Annotated in this window: 14 protein-coding genes; 9 read left to right on the forward strand and 5 right to left on the reverse strand. The window is 62.6% G+C overall.

Features of this window, described 5'->3' with window-relative positions:
- Positions 1–107: 107 nt before the first annotated feature.
- Complete coding sequence (quiC, locus tag ACQKPS_RS01590) at positions 108–2,015, forward strand: 3-dehydroshikimate dehydratase QuiC (protein WP_254480394.1); 1,908 nt, start codon at positions 108–110, stop codon at positions 2,013–2,015.
- A 71-nt stretch (positions 2,016–2,086) separates the two neighbouring features.
- The gene (locus ACQKPS_RS01595) at positions 2,087–2,245 is read left to right on the forward strand and encodes a DUF2256 domain-containing protein (protein WP_254480393.1); all 159 of its coding nucleotides are present in this window, start codon (positions 2,087–2,089) and stop codon (positions 2,243–2,245) included.
- 82 nt (positions 2,246–2,327) lie between these two features.
- Here ACQKPS_RS01595 and ACQKPS_RS01600 read toward each other — a convergent pair whose 3' ends face one another.
- Complete coding sequence (locus ACQKPS_RS01600) at positions 2,328–2,576, reverse strand: CsbD family protein (protein WP_283725277.1); 249 nt, start codon at positions 2,574–2,576, stop codon at positions 2,328–2,330.
- 211 nt (positions 2,577–2,787) lie between these two features.
- On the opposite strand from ACQKPS_RS01600, the gene ACQKPS_RS01605 reads away from it, so the two are divergent.
- Positions 2,788–3,459 (forward strand): TetR/AcrR family transcriptional regulator, encoded by a 672-nt coding sequence (locus ACQKPS_RS01605; protein ID WP_254480392.1) that lies wholly within the window; start codon positions 2,788–2,790, stop codon positions 3,457–3,459.
- A gap of 6 nt (positions 3,460–3,465) precedes the next feature.
- Here the strand turns inward: ACQKPS_RS01605 and ACQKPS_RS01610 are convergent, their stop codons facing one another.
- Positions 3,466–4,473 (reverse strand): GlxA family transcriptional regulator, encoded by a 1,008-nt coding sequence (locus ACQKPS_RS01610; RefSeq protein WP_254480391.1) that lies wholly within the window; start codon positions 4,471–4,473, stop codon positions 3,466–3,468.
- Positions 4,474–4,612: 139 nt separating this feature from the next.
- Here ACQKPS_RS01610 and ACQKPS_RS01615 point away from each other — a divergent pair, with 139 nt between their 5' ends.
- Both ACQKPS_RS01615 and ACQKPS_RS01620 read left to right on the forward strand, forming a co-directional pair.
- Complete coding sequence (locus tag ACQKPS_RS01615) at positions 4,613–5,083, forward strand: FAD/FMN-containing dehydrogenase (protein ID WP_254480390.1); 471 nt, start codon at positions 4,613–4,615, stop codon at positions 5,081–5,083.
- A 212-nt stretch (positions 5,084–5,295) separates the two neighbouring features.
- Positions 5,296–5,508: a PLDc N-terminal domain-containing protein gene (locus ACQKPS_RS01620; protein WP_054887292.1), complete on the forward strand. Its 213-nt coding sequence runs from the start codon at positions 5,296–5,298 to the stop codon at positions 5,506–5,508.
- 41 nt (positions 5,509–5,549) lie between these two features.
- Here the strand turns inward: ACQKPS_RS01620 and ACQKPS_RS01625 are convergent, their stop codons facing one another.
- Positions 5,550–5,876 (reverse strand): hypothetical protein, encoded by a 327-nt coding sequence (locus ACQKPS_RS01625; protein ID WP_254480389.1) that lies wholly within the window; start codon positions 5,874–5,876, stop codon positions 5,550–5,552.
- A gap of 202 nt (positions 5,877–6,078) precedes the next feature.
- On the opposite strand from ACQKPS_RS01625, the gene ACQKPS_RS01630 reads away from it, so the two are divergent.
- From ACQKPS_RS01630 to ACQKPS_RS01640, 3 genes are all read left to right on the forward strand, one after another.
- Positions 6,079–6,486: a RidA family protein gene (locus ACQKPS_RS01630; protein WP_254480388.1), complete on the forward strand. Its 408-nt coding sequence runs from the start codon at positions 6,079–6,081 to the stop codon at positions 6,484–6,486.
- 78 nt (positions 6,487–6,564) lie between these two features.
- Positions 6,565–7,059, forward strand: a complete 495-nt coding sequence (locus ACQKPS_RS01635; RefSeq protein WP_254480387.1) for a GNAT family N-acetyltransferase — start codon at positions 6,565–6,567, stop codon at positions 7,057–7,059.
- A 236-nt stretch (positions 7,060–7,295) separates the two neighbouring features.
- Complete coding sequence (locus tag ACQKPS_RS01640) at positions 7,296–9,386, forward strand: sensor domain-containing protein (RefSeq protein WP_254480386.1); 2,091 nt, start codon at positions 7,296–7,298, stop codon at positions 9,384–9,386.
- A gap of 51 nt (positions 9,387–9,437) precedes the next feature.
- Here ACQKPS_RS01640 and ACQKPS_RS01645 read toward each other — a convergent pair whose 3' ends face one another.
- Positions 9,438–10,262, reverse strand: a complete 825-nt coding sequence (locus ACQKPS_RS01645; RefSeq protein WP_254480385.1) for an aldo/keto reductase — start codon at positions 10,260–10,262, stop codon at positions 9,438–9,440.
- 226 nt (positions 10,263–10,488) lie between these two features.
- Between ACQKPS_RS01645 and ACQKPS_RS01650 the strand changes: the two genes are divergently transcribed.
- Positions 10,489–11,367, forward strand: a complete 879-nt coding sequence (locus tag ACQKPS_RS01650; RefSeq protein ID WP_254480384.1) for a DMT family transporter — start codon at positions 10,489–10,491, stop codon at positions 11,365–11,367.
- 47 nt (positions 11,368–11,414) lie between these two features.
- On the opposite strand, the gene ACQKPS_RS01655 is transcribed toward ACQKPS_RS01650, so the two are convergent.
- A complete protein-coding gene (locus ACQKPS_RS01655; RefSeq protein ID WP_427602301.1) occupies positions 11,415–14,036 on the reverse strand; it encodes a M60 family metallopeptidase in 2,622 nt (873 codons plus the stop codon).
- Positions 14,037–14,108: the final 72 nt, after the last annotated feature.

Raw genomic sequence — 14,108 nt, forward strand, 5'->3', positions numbered from 1 at the left:
TCGTACAAACAGATTGCCCGCCCGACTTTACCTGCGAATAATCAACAGTGCCAGAAACCCCAACGGGTTCTCGGCGCGTCGTCCGTCCAATAACAAGGAACTTCCCCATGCAGCGTTCGATAGCCACCGTGTCCTTGAGCGGCACTCTGCCGGAAAAGCTCGAAGCCATCGCCGCCGCCGGTTTCGACGGCGTCGAGATCTTCGAGAACGACCTGTTGTACTACGCCGGCAGCCCGCGCGAAGTACGCCAGATATGCGCTGACCTTGGCATTGCCATCACCCTGTTCCAGCCATTTCGCGACTTCGAAGGCTGCCGCCGCGACCGCCTGCAGAAAAACATCGACCGCGCTGAGCGCAAGTTCGACCTGATGCAAGAGCTGGGCACCGACCTGGTGCTGGTGTGCAGCAACGTCCAGGCCGACGCCCTGGGCGATGAACAGATCCTGGTGGACGACCTGCGCCTGCTCGCCGAGCACGCCGGCAAACGCGGCCTGCGTATCGGCTACGAAGCACTGGCCTGGGGCCGCCACGTCAATACCTACCAGCAAGTGTGGAACCTGGTGCGCCAGGCCGACCACCCGGCACTGGGGGTGATCCTGGACAGCTTCCACACCCTGTCGCTCAAAGGTGACCCGGCGGCGATCCGCGACATCCCGGGCGACAAGATCTTCTTCGTGCAGATGGCCGACGCGCCGATCCTGAACATGGACGTGCTGGAGTGGAGCCGCCACTTCCGCAATTTCCCCGGCCAGGGCGAAATGGACCTGGCCGGCTTCCTCGCGCCGATCCTGGCCACCGGCTACCGCGGCCCGCTGTCGCTGGAAATCTTCAACGATGGCTTCCGTGCCGCGCCGACTCGGCAGAACGCCGCCGACGGCCTGCGCTCGCTGCTGTACCTCGAAGAGCAGACCCGCCTGCGCCTGGAGCAGGAAGGCACTGCCATCGAACCGGGTGTGTTGTTCACCCCGCCGGCCGCCAGTGTCTACGACGGCGTGGAGTTCCTCGAATTTGCCGTCGACGAAGCAGTCGGCGCGCGCCTGGGCGGTTGGCTCAAGCGCCTGGGCTTTGCCGAAGCCGGCAAGCACCGCAGCAAGGAGGTGCGCCTGCTGCGGCAGAATGACATCAACATCGTGCTCAATGCCGAGCCATACTCCTTCGGCCACAACTTCTTCGAAGCCCACGGCCCGTCGCTGTGTGCCACAGCCTTGCGGGTGAAGGACGAGCACGCCGCGCTGCAACGCGCCACCGACTTCCGCGGCCAGCCATTCCGCGGCCTAGTCGGCCCCAACGAATGCGAAGTGCCAGCCGTGCGTGCGCCGGACGGTAGCCTGATTTACCTGGTGGAGCAGGGCAAGGAAGGGCCGTCGCTCTACGACACCGACTTCCGCCTGGACCCGGCGGCCAATGCCACCGGCGGTTTGCAGCGCATCGACCACATGGCCCTGGCGCTGCCGGCCGAGTCGCTGGACAGCTGGGTGCTGTTCTACAAGAGCCTGTTCGACTTCGCTGCCGACGACGAAGTGGTGCTGCCCGACCCATATGGCCTGGTCAAGAGCCGCGCCTTGCGCAGCCAGTGCGGCAGCCTGCGTCTGCCGCTGAACATCTCGGAAAACCGCAACACTGCCATTGCCCATGCGCTGTCCAGTTACCGCGGTTCGGGTGTGCACCATATCGCCTTCGATTGTGCGGATATCTTCGCCGAAGTGGCGCGGGCCAAGGAGTCGGGTGTGCCGTTGCTGGAAATCCCGCTGAACTATTACGACGACCTCGCGGCGCGGTTCGATTTCAATGACGAGTTCCTCAGCGAACTGGCGTACTACAACGTGCTGTACGACCGTGATGCCCAAGGCGGCGAACTGTTCCATGTGTACACCGAGCCGTTCGAGGAGCGTTTCTTCTTCGAGATCATCCAGCGCAAGGGGGGCTATGCCGGGTATGGCGCAGCGAACGTTGCGGTGCGCCTGGCGGCGATGGCCAAGCGGCGTAGCGGGGCGGCGCGCAAGCCGGTGTTGTGATCATCGGTACTCAAACCATGTCCATCGTCCAGCGCCGGCATCGACCGGCAAGTACTCCGTGACACGCGGATATGCGAAAGCCGTTGCCGAGCAAGGTCTGCCCCGTCTGTGGCCTGCCGTTCAGCTGGCGCAAGCGTTGGGCGCGATGCTGGGACCAGGTGCGCTACTGTTCCGAACGCTGCCGCCGATCAGCGAAACGGCAACCCGGCAGCGCTTGCCAATGCCCATGAGCCCGAGCCGCCGGACGGTGCTCGGTCTCATGGGCGCTGCAAGCCTCGCTATAACTGATGGGTGAACGCTTTGCGCGGCAAATCAGCGCCGCAGCAGTCGACTGACAACCAGCGCAAGCCCTGCTGCCACAGCCAGCGCTGTCAGCGGCTTCTCCCTTACAAATGTGGAAACGTTATCCAGTGCATCACCATAGCTTTTGGTGAGCTGGCCCGATGCCTGGCGCGCATCTCCCTCCGCTTCCAGGGCCGGATCTTCCAGCCACTTGCCGGCTGCGCTCTGCGCCTTGCCGGCTACCTTTTCCGCAACACCTTCGATCTGTTCACTTTTCATTGATCAAACCTTCCTGTGAATGACATTGGGCTTATCGCACAGGGTTAGGGGGCAGCCACTGTGGCTTAGTTCCAACGTCGCAATCGACAAGGCATTGCATAACCCAGACGCCACACACCCTGCGAGCCTTCGACCAACAGCCCGCTTCCCTGCATCCCCCCACTCACGGATAATCCCTCTCCAATTCCAATAATCACCCCCGTGAGCCCCCATGACCGACCCCGTAGCCCCCCTCAGCCCGCCTGAACCCTCGGCTACGCGCCAACCGCGCAAGAACAACCCCGAGAAAACCCGCGAGGACATCCTCCAGGCTGCCATCAACGAGTTCGTCCAGCAGGGCCTGGCCGGCGCACGGGTGGACGCCATCGCCGAGCGTACGGCAACCTCCAAGCGCATGATCTACTACTACTTCGGCAGCAAGGAGCAGCTGTACGTCGAGTGCCTGGTCAAGCTTTATGGCGATATTCGCCAGACCGAGCAGAGCCTGGACCTTGAGTCGCTGCCGGCCGAACAGGCGATTTGCCGGCTAGCCGAGTTCACCTTCGACCACCATGACCGCAACGTCGATTTCGTGCGCATGGTGTGCACCGAAAACATCCATTACGGCGAGTACATCAAGAAATCGCCGGCCATTCGCGAGATGAGCAGCCTGGTTCTGCAGGCGTTGGGCAGCACGCTGGAACGTGGCGTCAGAGAGGGCGTGTTCCGCCCGGGCATCGAGGTCATCGACCTGCACATGCTGATGAGTTCGTTCTGCTTCTATCGGGTGTCCAACCGCCATACCTTCGGCGACATCTTCCAGATCGACCTGGCCGACGAGCAGGTCAAGCTGCGTCATCGGCAGATGATCTGCGACGTGGTGCTCAGCTACATCCGCGCCTGAACCCGCTTACTCGCCCAGCCGTTGCTCGCGTGACGGCGGGTAGCCGAAGTAGGCGGCGTAGCATTTGCTGAAGTGCGATACCGAGACGAAGCCGCTGGCCACTGCCACCTCCATCACCGACAGGTCGGAGTACTGCAGCAGGCGGCGGCTCTTGGTGATGCGCAGCTCCATGTAATAGCGCCGCGGCGAGGTGCCGAGCTGGGCCTGGAACAGGCGGTCGATCTGACGACGCGAGCGACCGCTGTAGGCTGCCAGCTGGTCCAGGCTCAGGGTCTCCTCGAGGTTGTTCTCCATCAACTCGACGATGGTGCGCAGGTGCAAGCTCATCGACTTCTTCGCCCCTGGGCCGACCTGGCGGTAGCGGGCGCCGGAGAACGAGAGGATTTCTTCCACGCCTTCGGCCAAACCGTCGCCGTACAGGCGGCGCACCAGGCCAAGCATCAGCTCCATGGCGCCGTTGGGGCTGGCGGCGCTGAGGCGGTCGCGGTCGAGGGTGAAACTGGCCGGGGTGATGCGGGTCTGCGGGCTGCGCTCGGACAGGCTGGCGCGTTGTTCGGGGTGGATGCTACAGCCGTAATCGTCGAGCACACCGGCGCGGCCGAGGAACCAGGCGCCGTTCCACAGCCCGCCCAGGGCCATGCCGTGGGCGGCACATTCCCCCAGCAGTCGGTCGAGTTCAGGGTATTTCAGCGGCGTGCGCAGGCCGCCGCAGACGATCAGCAGGTCGAGTGCCTTGAGTTCGTTGGCGGACAGTTCGCTGGCAACCAGTTCCAGGCCCAGGTCGCTGAGCACCCGGTCACCCTTGAGTGACAGCGGGGTGAAGCGAAAGCTGTCGGCACGCAGCAGGTTGGCGGTGACCAGCACGTCCATCGCCACGGTGAAGCTGGCCATCGAGAAGTGCTCGAGCAGGATGAAGTCGACGCGGTAGGGCGCCTCGGGGCTACCGGCGCTGGCCTTGAGCCGCAGCATGTTACTGGTGCTGGTCTTCTTGCTGAACTGACGTGGGGTGGGCACTCTGGACTCCGCTTCCTGGCTGGCCAGCAGAGTGTGGCGGCAGCGTGCGGGAAAGACAATCGCCGGCGCGCGCGTGTCGTGGTGCAGGTCGTGTTGAGGCAAGTGGGCTATGCTGGCGCCTCTGTTCAGGAGAGCCCCGATGAAATACGCCATCGCATTACTGTTCGGTCTGCTGCCGTTGCTGGCCCACGCCCTGGAGCCAGGCGAGCGGTTGGCACCCTGGACGCTGCTTGACCAGTACGATCAGCCTTACAGCCTGAAAACCGACACTCACATACTGCTGGTGGCCCGCGACATGGAGGGTGCCAAGTTGGTCAAGGCCGCCCTGGCCGACGCGCCCAAGGGCTACCTGGAGGCGCGCGATGCGGTGTTCGTCGCCGATATCCACCGCATGCCGGCGCTGATCAGCAAGCTGTTCGCCATTCCGGCGATGCGTGATTACAGCTACCGGGTGCTGCTCGACCGCGAAGGCCGTATTGCCAGTCGCTATCCGGGGCAGGCGGGGCAGGTTTCATGGCTGCGCTTGAAGGATGGGGTGCTGGTGAGCGAGCAGGCCTTTGCCGATGCCGTGGCGCTCAAGGCGGCCCTGGACGGGGTGCCTGCGCACTGATGGCGCACAGACATTCCATCGTGACATTGGCCTGGTGCTCCACGCCAATGTGCTTTTAGCGAGCAGGTGACGCAATGATCGCCATCATCATCCAGGCCGCTCGGCACCGGTGACACAAGCGCTGCTTGTCACCGGGCGTTCGCAGCAAATCCGACTGAACCCTGAGCGCTGGCAGCAACCCAACCCAGTACATGCCAAACGGGAGAGTGCTCATGGAAATCGGAACGATCTGGATCATTGTCGCGGCCTTGGTCATCCTGCTCGAGATCTTTGCCATCTGGCACATCATCGGCAGCGATCGGCGCGCAGAGCGTAAAATGCTGTGGGTTGTGTTCGTGGTTTATGCACCGTTCCCGGGTCTGCTGTTCTGGGCCTGGCGTGGACCGCGGGCAGTGAAGGGCAGGGCCGTGCTGGAGGAGAAATGACGGCGGCGGTATCAGGCGCGTGGCGCCTGATACCGGTGGCTTCAATCGGGCGTGATGCCGATTTTGATGGCCGGGTCCAGGCCGCTGACCATCAGGCTGCCGGCGAAGCTGATCGTGTCCTCTACCTCCAGTGCCTTGAACGCGTCACGGATGCGGGTACGAATCGCCTTGCTGGCTTCCTTGCGCTTTTCGTCAGGTGTACCTGGTGACAGGACAACCTCACCGTGCAGCGTCGTTTCGACTTTGCCGGAGGTCTTCCAGCCCATTTCCTCGCGCAGGTGGGTTCGCGCTATCGCGGCGTCACCTTCATGATCATTGTTCACCGGGCTGATGGTGTAGGCGAGTTGGAACGCATAGGGCTTGCTCATGGCTTTTCCTTCAGTGAAGCGGCGCTATGCCGCAGTGCTGGCCTCCGTGCCGGGAGCTGCAATCTAGCGAACTGTGCGGCGCAATCCTACATACACGTGGTTGAGGTTCTGCACGGCAACAAAGAAAATTCCTACAACAGCTTGACCTCTACCTAACTCGAGCCCACAGACTCGGACGCTCATTCATACGAAGGAGCGTCCCATGACCCGCGCATTCCAATTGTCCAACCCGCAAGGCCTGTACGACCCCAGCGCCAATGCCTATTCCCACGTCGCCGTGGTCGGCAGCGGCAGCCGCCTGCTGTTTATCGCCGGGCAGGGCGGGGAGGATGCCCATGGGGAGCTGTCGCCCGATTTTGCTGGCCAGGCCCGCCAGGCGCTGGCCAACCTGCAGACGGCGCTGGCTTCGCAAGGGGCGGAGCTGGCCCAGGTGTTCAAGCTGACCTTGCTGATTGTTGATCACAGTGAACAACGCCTGGCGCAGTGGGTGGCTGAGGCGGATCGCGCCTGGGGAGGGCACATGAAGCCGACCTGTACGCTGATACCGGTGCCGCGCCTGGCGCTGGACGGGATGCTGGTGGAGATCGAGGCGGTGGCGGCTGTAGCATAAGCCTGTGACGGCCCGCGAACAGGCCATCACAGGTAACACAAAAACCTTAGAATGACCTTTTTCCGAGCCATCCCAGCCATGCTGCCCATCGAACTGCTGCCCACCACAGCCGACCAGGCCGAACTGATCCGTAACCTCTACCAGTTCTATGCCTATGAGTCCTCCGACTGGGAGCAGGAAGATGTCGAGGTGGATGGCCGTTTCTACATCCACGAAGAGCACCTGCAGCGCTACTGGCAGACCCCAGGCTGGAGCGCCAGCCTGGTGCTGGTGGACGGTTTCATCGCCGGCTTCGTGCTGGTCGAACGTAGCGAATTGCCCGGCATCGAGGCACTGGAACTGGCCGACCTGTTCATCCTCAAGCGCTATCGGCGCCAGGGCATCGGCCGCGCCGTGGCCAGTCAGTTCCTCGCCAGCCCGGGTGACTGGCTGCTGCGCTGCTACGCCCTCGACCCGATTGCGGTGGCATTCTGCAAAGCCGTGGTGGCCGACTTGCAACGGCCAGTGCAACAGATTTTCCCCGACGATGAGCCGGACATGCTGACTTATCAGGTGACGTCGGTCTTTCACTGACTGCCGGGTGTGTGCCTTGAGGTCGATGTTGGGGCATAGATCGAGCGCCGCCCGCGCGGCGCATCGCGGATAAATCCGCTCCTACATTTGTTGCAACGTGCCGAACCTGTTACGCCATGCAGCAACATTCTGTGACCCACTTCACAAAATCTACTCGCAAGGCATAATGCCAGCACTAGCCCTGGCTCCTCTGGCCAGGGTTCCTTTCGCACACGTCGCAGGTTCAGGTAATTTTCATGTCGTTAGTCGCAAGCCCCGACATCATGTACCGGCTGTTGATCCAGAGCGTGGTGGACTATGCCATCTGTCTGCTCACGCCCGACGGTATTGTCGCCAACTGGAACCCCGGCGCCCAGCGCGCCAAGGGCTATCGCGCCGAGGAGATCGTCGGCCAGCATTACTCGTTGTTCTACAGCGAAGACGAGCGCGCTGCCGGCCTGCCCGAACAGAACCTGGAACAGGCGCGCAGCACCGGTCGTTTCGAAGAAATCGGTGCGCGCCTGCGCAAGGACGGCAGTGCCTTCCACGCCCATGTGGTGATCGAGGCAGTACGTGACGACCATGGCCAGCTGGTCGGCTTCGCCAAGGTCACCCGCGACATTTCCGAGCGCCGCCAGCAGGAGCTGGAGCTGCTGCAAGCCAAGGAGCTGGCCGAGCAGTACAGCCAGGAAATGGCCAACCTGTCGCAGTTCCTGGATTCGGTCATCGCCAACATCCCCGCCAGCGTCATCGTCCAGGACCTGGAAAGCCAGCGCATCCTGCTCGCCAACCAGCAGGCCGAGCGCCTGTTCGGTGGGGGCGCCAAGCCAATGATCGGCCACACGCCCGGCGAGTGCCTGGCACCGGCCGCGGCGGATTACCTGGAGACCCAGCTCAGCCGTGGGGCGCGCAGCAGCAAGGGCTTTGCCGCCGAAACCCGGGTCGACACCGCCTGTGGCCCGCGCACCCTGCGCAGCCGTGCGCTGCTCAGCCAGAAGTGTGAGGGCCAGGCAGAGTACGTGCTGTTCGTGGCCGAAGATGCCACCGAAGAGCTGGCCGCCCACGCGCAGATCCACCATATGGCGCATCACGACGCCCTCACCGGGCTGCCCAACCGCACCTTGTTCAACGAGCGCCTCAAGCAGGCCCTGGTGCGCGGTCACGACAACGAAAAGCTCACTGCCGCACTGTGCCTGGACCTGGACAACTTCAAGAACATCAATGACTCCCTCGGCCATGCCTTCGGTGACAAGCTGCTGCGCGCACTCGGCAAGCGCCTGCGCCGCGAGCTGCGCGAGCATGACACCCTGGCCCGCTTGGGCGGTGACGAGTTCGCCGTGGTGCTGACCCATCTGGACAGCCGCGAAGCCGCCTGCAACACCGCCAGGCGCCTGATCGAGGCGATCTGCCCGCCATTCCAGATCGAGGGTCATCAGTTCGCGGTGGGGGTCAGCATCGGTATCGCCATTGCCCCTGACGACAACGACGAGGCCGAACAACTGCTCGGCTACGCCGACATGGCGCTGTATGAGGCCAAACGCAACGGCCGTAACCGTTACGAGTGTTTCCACCTCGAACTGGATGTCGCTGCCCGTCAGCGCCGCCTGGTGGAAACCGACCTGCGCACTGCGCTGCACCTTGGGCAGCTGCACCTGCATTACCAGCCGGTGGTGGACCAGCATACCAATAGCGTGACCGGCTACGAGGCGCTGTTGCGCTGGGAGCACCCGACCCGGGGCATGGTCATGCCGATGGACTTCATCCCCATCGCCGAGGAAACCGGGTTGATCCACGAGCTCGGCACCCGGGCGCTGAACCTGGCGTGCCAGGAGGCGGCCAGCTGGGGAACCGAGCAGACCGTGTCGGTGAACCTGTCACCGGTACAGTTCAAGAACGCCAACCTGGTCCACACCGTGGCCCTGGCCCTGGCCGACTCGGGCCTGGCACCGCAGCGCCTGGAGCTGGAAATCACCGAATCGGTGCTGCTGGGCAACAGTGAAGAGAACGTGCGCACACTGCGGGCGCTGAAGGACCTGGGTGTGTCGATTTCGCTGGACGACTTCGGCACCGGCTACTCGTCGCTGGGCTACCTGCGTTCGTTCCCGTTCGACCGGATCAAGATCGACAAGTCGTTCGTCCATGACATGTGCGACAGCCGCGAGGCGATGTCGATCATCCGTGCGATCACCGAACTGTCCAACAGCCTGATGATCAAGACCACGGCCGAAGGGGTGGAGTCGGAGGAGCAGATGCAACGGCTGCGGGCGGAAGGGTGCTCGCATTTCCAGGGCTACCTGTACGGGCGGCCGGCGCCGGCTAGTGAGCGCTTGAAGCAGGTTTGTGTGTAACCGTTTCAGGGCCTCTTCGCGGGTAAGCCCGCGAAGAGGCCCTGACAGGACTCAGCTGTTCCAGTCGGGTGCAAACTCCGGGCTGACCACCCGCTGCCCCTTCGGCAACCCGGCAATCAGCGCCCGGTCGGCATCATCCAGCCGCACCTCCAGCGCTGCCAGGTTGGCCAGCTGGTTGTCCCGGCTGCCGGCCTTGGGAATCACCGCCACGCCATCCTGATCCAGCAACCACTTCAACGCCACCTGGCTCGGCAGTACGCCATGCTTGCGTGCAATCTCGCGGATCACCGCCTGCTCCGCCGCGCGGCCACGGGCCAGCGGGGTGTAGGCGGTCAGCACCAGGTCATGCTGGCGGGCGTAGTCGAGCAGCGGTTGCTGGTCGAGCAATACGTGGTACTCGACCTGGATTGCCGACAGGGGCGCGCCCAGTTCCTCGACCACACGGCGCAGCAGGCCGAGGGGGAAGTTGGCCACGCCGATGCTGCGCGCCTTGCCCTCGTCGCGCAATGCCACCAGGGTTTCGATGCTACGGGCCAGGTCCCAGTCCTTGGCGGGCCAGTGGATGTGGAACAGGTCGACCTGCTCGGTGCCCAGCGCCCGCAGGCTGTCTTCCAGCGATTGGCGCATGGCCTTGGGCCCAAGGCGGTCCCACCAGACCTTGGTGGTCAGGTGAATCTGCTCACGGGGCACGCTGCTGTCACGCAGGGCCTGGCCGACAGCGGCTTCGTTGGCGTAGGCGGTGGCGGTGTCGATGTGCCGGTAGCCCAGCTCCAGGGCCTGGTGCACGGCGCGGGTGCATTCGTCGCCGGTCATCGGCCAGGTGCCCAGGCCGATACAGGGCAGGTCGAGGCCATTGCGGGTGGTGAGCCGTTGCATGAAAACTCCTTGTTCGAAGGCGAAGGTCCGCAAGCGATAGTGCTCGTTTTGCCGGGCACGGGCCATGCAGCGGCGGCGGAAAGTGGTCGATCAGCGAACGGAATGGCAAGCGTCCCAGGGAAAGCGTGGAATTGAACTTCCTTAAGTTGTCGTATCTCTTCTAGAATCCGTGCTGTCGCACCTGCCCCCTGGCGCAGCACTGAGCCGCGCCGCCGACGAGAACGCCATGAGTTCCAGTACACCGTTGTCCGGAGTCAACCAACCCCTGCGTGGCATCGCCCTGGTCGTGGTGGCGACCTTCCTGTTCGCCAGTCACGATGCCTTGTCCAAGTTCCTCGGTGGGCTGTACCCGGTCGTCATGGTGGTGTGGGCACGTTATGTGGTGCATACGCTGTTGATGGCCGGGATCTTCCTGCCCAAGTCCGGGCTCAATGTCTTGCGCACCCGTCGCCCGGTGCTGCAGACCTTGCGTGCACTGAGCCTGTTGAGTACCAGCCTGCTGTTCACCACCGGCCTGCAATACCTGCCCCTGGCGGAGGCCACCTCGGTCAACTTTCTCGCCCCGGTGCTGGTCACTGCACTGTCGGCGCCCTTGCTCAAGGAGCGGGTGACGGCAGGGCAGTGGGTGGCGGTGGTGTTGGGCTTCATCGGTGTGCTGGTGGTAGTGCACCCCGGGGGCGCGATGTTCACCCCGGCGATCCTGTATCCGTTCGGTTCGGCACTGGGCTTCTGCTTCTATCAGTTGCTCACGCGCATCCTGGCGGCTTACGACAGCCCGACCACCAGCAACTTCTACGCCGGGCTGTGCAACACCCTGGTGATGAGTGCGCTGGTGCCGTTCTTCTGGGAGGTGCCGCGTTGGGACCATGCGTTGTTGATGCTGGCCCTGGGCGGTTTCGGCATGAGTGCGCACCTGCTGCTGACCCAGGCCTTCCGCCATGCCGCGCCAGCGCTGCTGGCACCGTTCAGCTACTGCCAGATCGTGTTTGCCGGGTTGCTGGGGCTGCTGATCTATGGCCAGGTGCCTGACAGCGCGAGCCTGCTGGGTATTGCCATCATCTGCCTGAGTGGCCTGGGCGCTGCCTGGATGCAGCGCAAGAAGTGACAAGGCACTCATGCCCTCATTGCTGCGAGGGCATGACCGATACAGTGCTATGGCTTGGCAACAACCACCGTCATTGATCTTGTCACTCGCGAATCGGCAAGCTTCAAGCGGACCTCCAGGCTTTGCTTACCGTCGCGCAGGTAGCTTGTATTGAGGTGATCATTGATGAACCTGCCATCGAGGCCTACCGACTGAATGCCGACCCATTCCTGTGCGCTGTTTAGCGCCTCGACCACTGCGCCCGGCGGCGCCGCCTTGCCCCTGACAATCAGAACGTCATTCTCGGTGAGCTCCCCGGATAGCGCGAGCATCTGCGCGACCTTGGCGCTATAGCGTTCCTTGAAATAGCGATCGGCATAGAACATGCGCACTGTGAACGTCTCTTTGCCATCGACAAGATGGTTGTCGCCCAGGTGGTCGTTTTCAAAGTCACCGTTGGCGCTGACACTGGCAACGCCTGGCCAGGAGCCGTCCTGGTTGCTGGCTTCGATGACGGCTGACGGGGGTACTGCACGCCCCTTGATCCAGATCTTGTTCTCAGGTGTACGTAGCGCCGACAGCTCGGTGACTGCTGGCCGGTCCACGACCTCGAACTTTAGCGTTTCGCTACTGCCTTGTACGCGTGCTTCTAGCTGTTGTTTGCCATCCACCAGATACTGGGCGTCCAGTTGGTCGTTGTCGAAGAACAAGTGTTGATCGATGTCGGCAATGTCGGGCCAGGTGCCGTCCTGGCGGTGAACTTGAATGCGAGCATTTGCAGGTGCGGCGTAGCCATCGACCTGTAATTTCCCGTTGGCTCGCCAAAACCCCCACAAGCGCAGCATCCGATCCTCGTTACTACCCTTGAATACTGGGACTGTAGAGGGGTCGTCCACGGGTTTGTCCAAGCCCAGCGCCTTGATTGCCGCCAGTGTCTGCGCGTCGGGGCGCAGGCCCCATCGGATGAAATAATCAGAGAGGTCGGCGTTTGCTGCCTTGCTTGCCTCAACCTGGAACAACTGCTTGCGTTTGGCGGAAGTGCCCGGGTCATCAAGGCGGCGAACGGCCTGCTCCAGCTTGTGATAGAAAGGATCGCCGAATGCTCGGCGCAGTTGCTCGAACATTACAAAAATGATCGCGTTTTCGACTTTCTCCAGGTTTTCGAAATCGCGGTCCTCGTCTGGTGCCGCCAGGTAGATCATTGCCTTGTCCCAATGCGCTGGGCTTGGTCCTCCCGTGGGAGGGAGGAAGTCGTCACCAAACCAATGGCGCAGAGCCGCAAGGGTATAGATATTGACGGTCACTTCTCCCAAGGAACCGCGGTTCCAGGTCCACAGGGGAGACTGGCGATGATGCCCGAGCTCGTGCCATAGCCCCCAGTTGGCTTTGGCACCGTCGGCGCTCAGGATACCGGTAGCAGGAAACGGCAGCATGGCGCGGTAGTCGCTGGCAGTGGGGTTGACGGATTGCCGGGTCTCGACGATCAACGGTCGCAAGTGGCTCGGTTCATTCTGCTGTGAGCTGGCATCGAGGCCAGCAATGGCGTTTTGCGCATCGATACCTTGTTGATAGACATCGAGCAGTGCCTTGGCATCGGGCTCTGCGGCTTGCTGCATGCTTTGCAGGGTACTGGTCAAAATTGCTTTGTCGCTCACCAGCTGTGCGAGTGGGATAGTCGACTCTTTCAGCATGTGCTGCCACTGTTCGTTGGTCGTTTTGCCCATGCTGAAGAACGGCACTGGTTCAGCTTGCGGACCCAGTTGAAGGTCGATGCTCGAAGGCGGTGATACCTCTTTGACAAAGCGTACCGAAAGCAAGCCACTGCGAGGCGCATAAACCGTGTTCTCCCCTGTTACGAGTGGCACACTGACTGGCAGGGGTTCGCGCTCGTTGAGGTCCCAGGGTACTACCAGGCCGGGTGTGCCGATCAGCATCTCCAGCGTCGCCCCCTCAAGGTCTCCGGCCACGGTGACGGTCAGTGGCGTGTAGGCATTGAGGTAGAATCCTACGGGTTGCCAATCTGCCCACAGCATCGATTGCTTGACACGGTCACGCTCGGCAATGGACGAAGGCAGCGACGTCACTTTCAAGGCTCTTGGCTGAGGAAAGGCGTCGGGATTGGTTTGCTTGTATTCGGGGTCTCGGGGCATGCCATCGGTTGACCACTGCGCAGAGGGCTGCGCTTGCGCTGTACAGGTGACGAGCGTTACGGAGCCTTTGTCGCTATCCAGGCATCGTTGTTCGGTAGAGTAGGCATTCTGCAGGCGACCGTATCCGGGCACCATGTCCCTCAGCAACCAATGCGACTCGGAACGCTCGGTGTCACAGCTGCCCATCCTCGCTTGCCACTGGTAATTGATCAGGCAGCGCTGCGGTTCACCCGCTACCTGGTACTGGTTGACCAGCATGAGCCCAGCGGGACCCTCGCGCACCGTCCACCGGGCGAGGGCATCATCAACCTTGTCGCCAGGGCAGGGACCGAGCGTGAGGATGTCGTTAGCGTCCGACGCGCGCAAACATGCATTGACCTCTCCCTGCTCTGTTGCTGCGTGGTTTCTCATCGGTGTGAACGTTTCGGCGCTGGCTGGGAGGCGGGTTCGGTAGCCAATCGTCAGCAGCAGTGCGGCCAGCAAGGGCAGCGTGATCAGTAAGAGGGTGCGCCACCCCGGCATGCTCGCAATACTTCTCATGAGTCGTTTCCTCGTTGAGCACAAGCTCGTCGAGGTGATTTAGCGACAGTGGAAAAGTGCGGACAACTGGCA

The sequence above is a fragment of the Pseudomonas sp. NPDC086566 genome, assembly GCF_050280885.1.
GTDB lineage: Bacteria > Pseudomonadota > Gammaproteobacteria > Pseudomonadales > Pseudomonadaceae > Aquipseudomonas > Aquipseudomonas vlassakiae.

What these genes read in the sequence shown, in the direction of transcription:
- quiC (WP_254480394.1), top strand. Translation starts at nt 108, where the DNA reads ATGCAGCGTTCGATAGCCACCGTGTCCTTGAGCGGCACTCTGCCGGAA.
- ACQKPS_RS01595 (WP_254480393.1), top strand. Translation starts at nt 2,087, where the DNA reads ATGCGAAAGCCGTTGCCGAGCAAGGTCTGCCCCGTCTGTGGCCTGCCG.
- ACQKPS_RS01600 (WP_283725277.1), bottom strand. Translation starts at nt 2,576, where the DNA reads ATGAAAAGTGAACAGATCGAAGGTGTTGCGGAAAAGGTAGCCGGCAAG.
- ACQKPS_RS01605 (WP_254480392.1), top strand. Translation starts at nt 2,788, where the DNA reads ATGACCGACCCCGTAGCCCCCCTCAGCCCGCCTGAACCCTCGGCTACG.
- ACQKPS_RS01615 (WP_254480390.1), top strand. Translation starts at nt 4,613, where the DNA reads ATGAAATACGCCATCGCATTACTGTTCGGTCTGCTGCCGTTGCTGGCC.
- ACQKPS_RS01620 (WP_054887292.1), top strand. Translation starts at nt 5,296, where the DNA reads ATGGAAATCGGAACGATCTGGATCATTGTCGCGGCCTTGGTCATCCTG.
- ACQKPS_RS01625 (WP_254480389.1), bottom strand. Translation starts at nt 5,876, where the DNA reads ATGAGCAAGCCCTATGCGTTCCAACTCGCCTACACCATCAGCCCGGTG.
- ACQKPS_RS01630 (WP_254480388.1), top strand. Translation starts at nt 6,079, where the DNA reads ATGACCCGCGCATTCCAATTGTCCAACCCGCAAGGCCTGTACGACCCC.
- ACQKPS_RS01635 (WP_254480387.1), top strand. Translation starts at nt 6,565, where the DNA reads ATGCTGCCCATCGAACTGCTGCCCACCACAGCCGACCAGGCCGAACTG.
- ACQKPS_RS01640 (WP_254480386.1), top strand. Translation starts at nt 7,296, where the DNA reads ATGTCGTTAGTCGCAAGCCCCGACATCATGTACCGGCTGTTGATCCAG.
- ACQKPS_RS01645 (WP_254480385.1), bottom strand. Translation starts at nt 10,262, where the DNA reads ATGCAACGGCTCACCACCCGCAATGGCCTCGACCTGCCCTGTATCGGC.
- ACQKPS_RS01650 (WP_254480384.1), top strand. Translation starts at nt 10,489, where the DNA reads ATGAGTTCCAGTACACCGTTGTCCGGAGTCAACCAACCCCTGCGTGGC.
- ACQKPS_RS01655 (WP_427602301.1), bottom strand. Translation starts at nt 14,036, where the DNA reads ATGAGAAGTATTGCGAGCATGCCGGGGTGGCGCACCCTCTTACTGATC.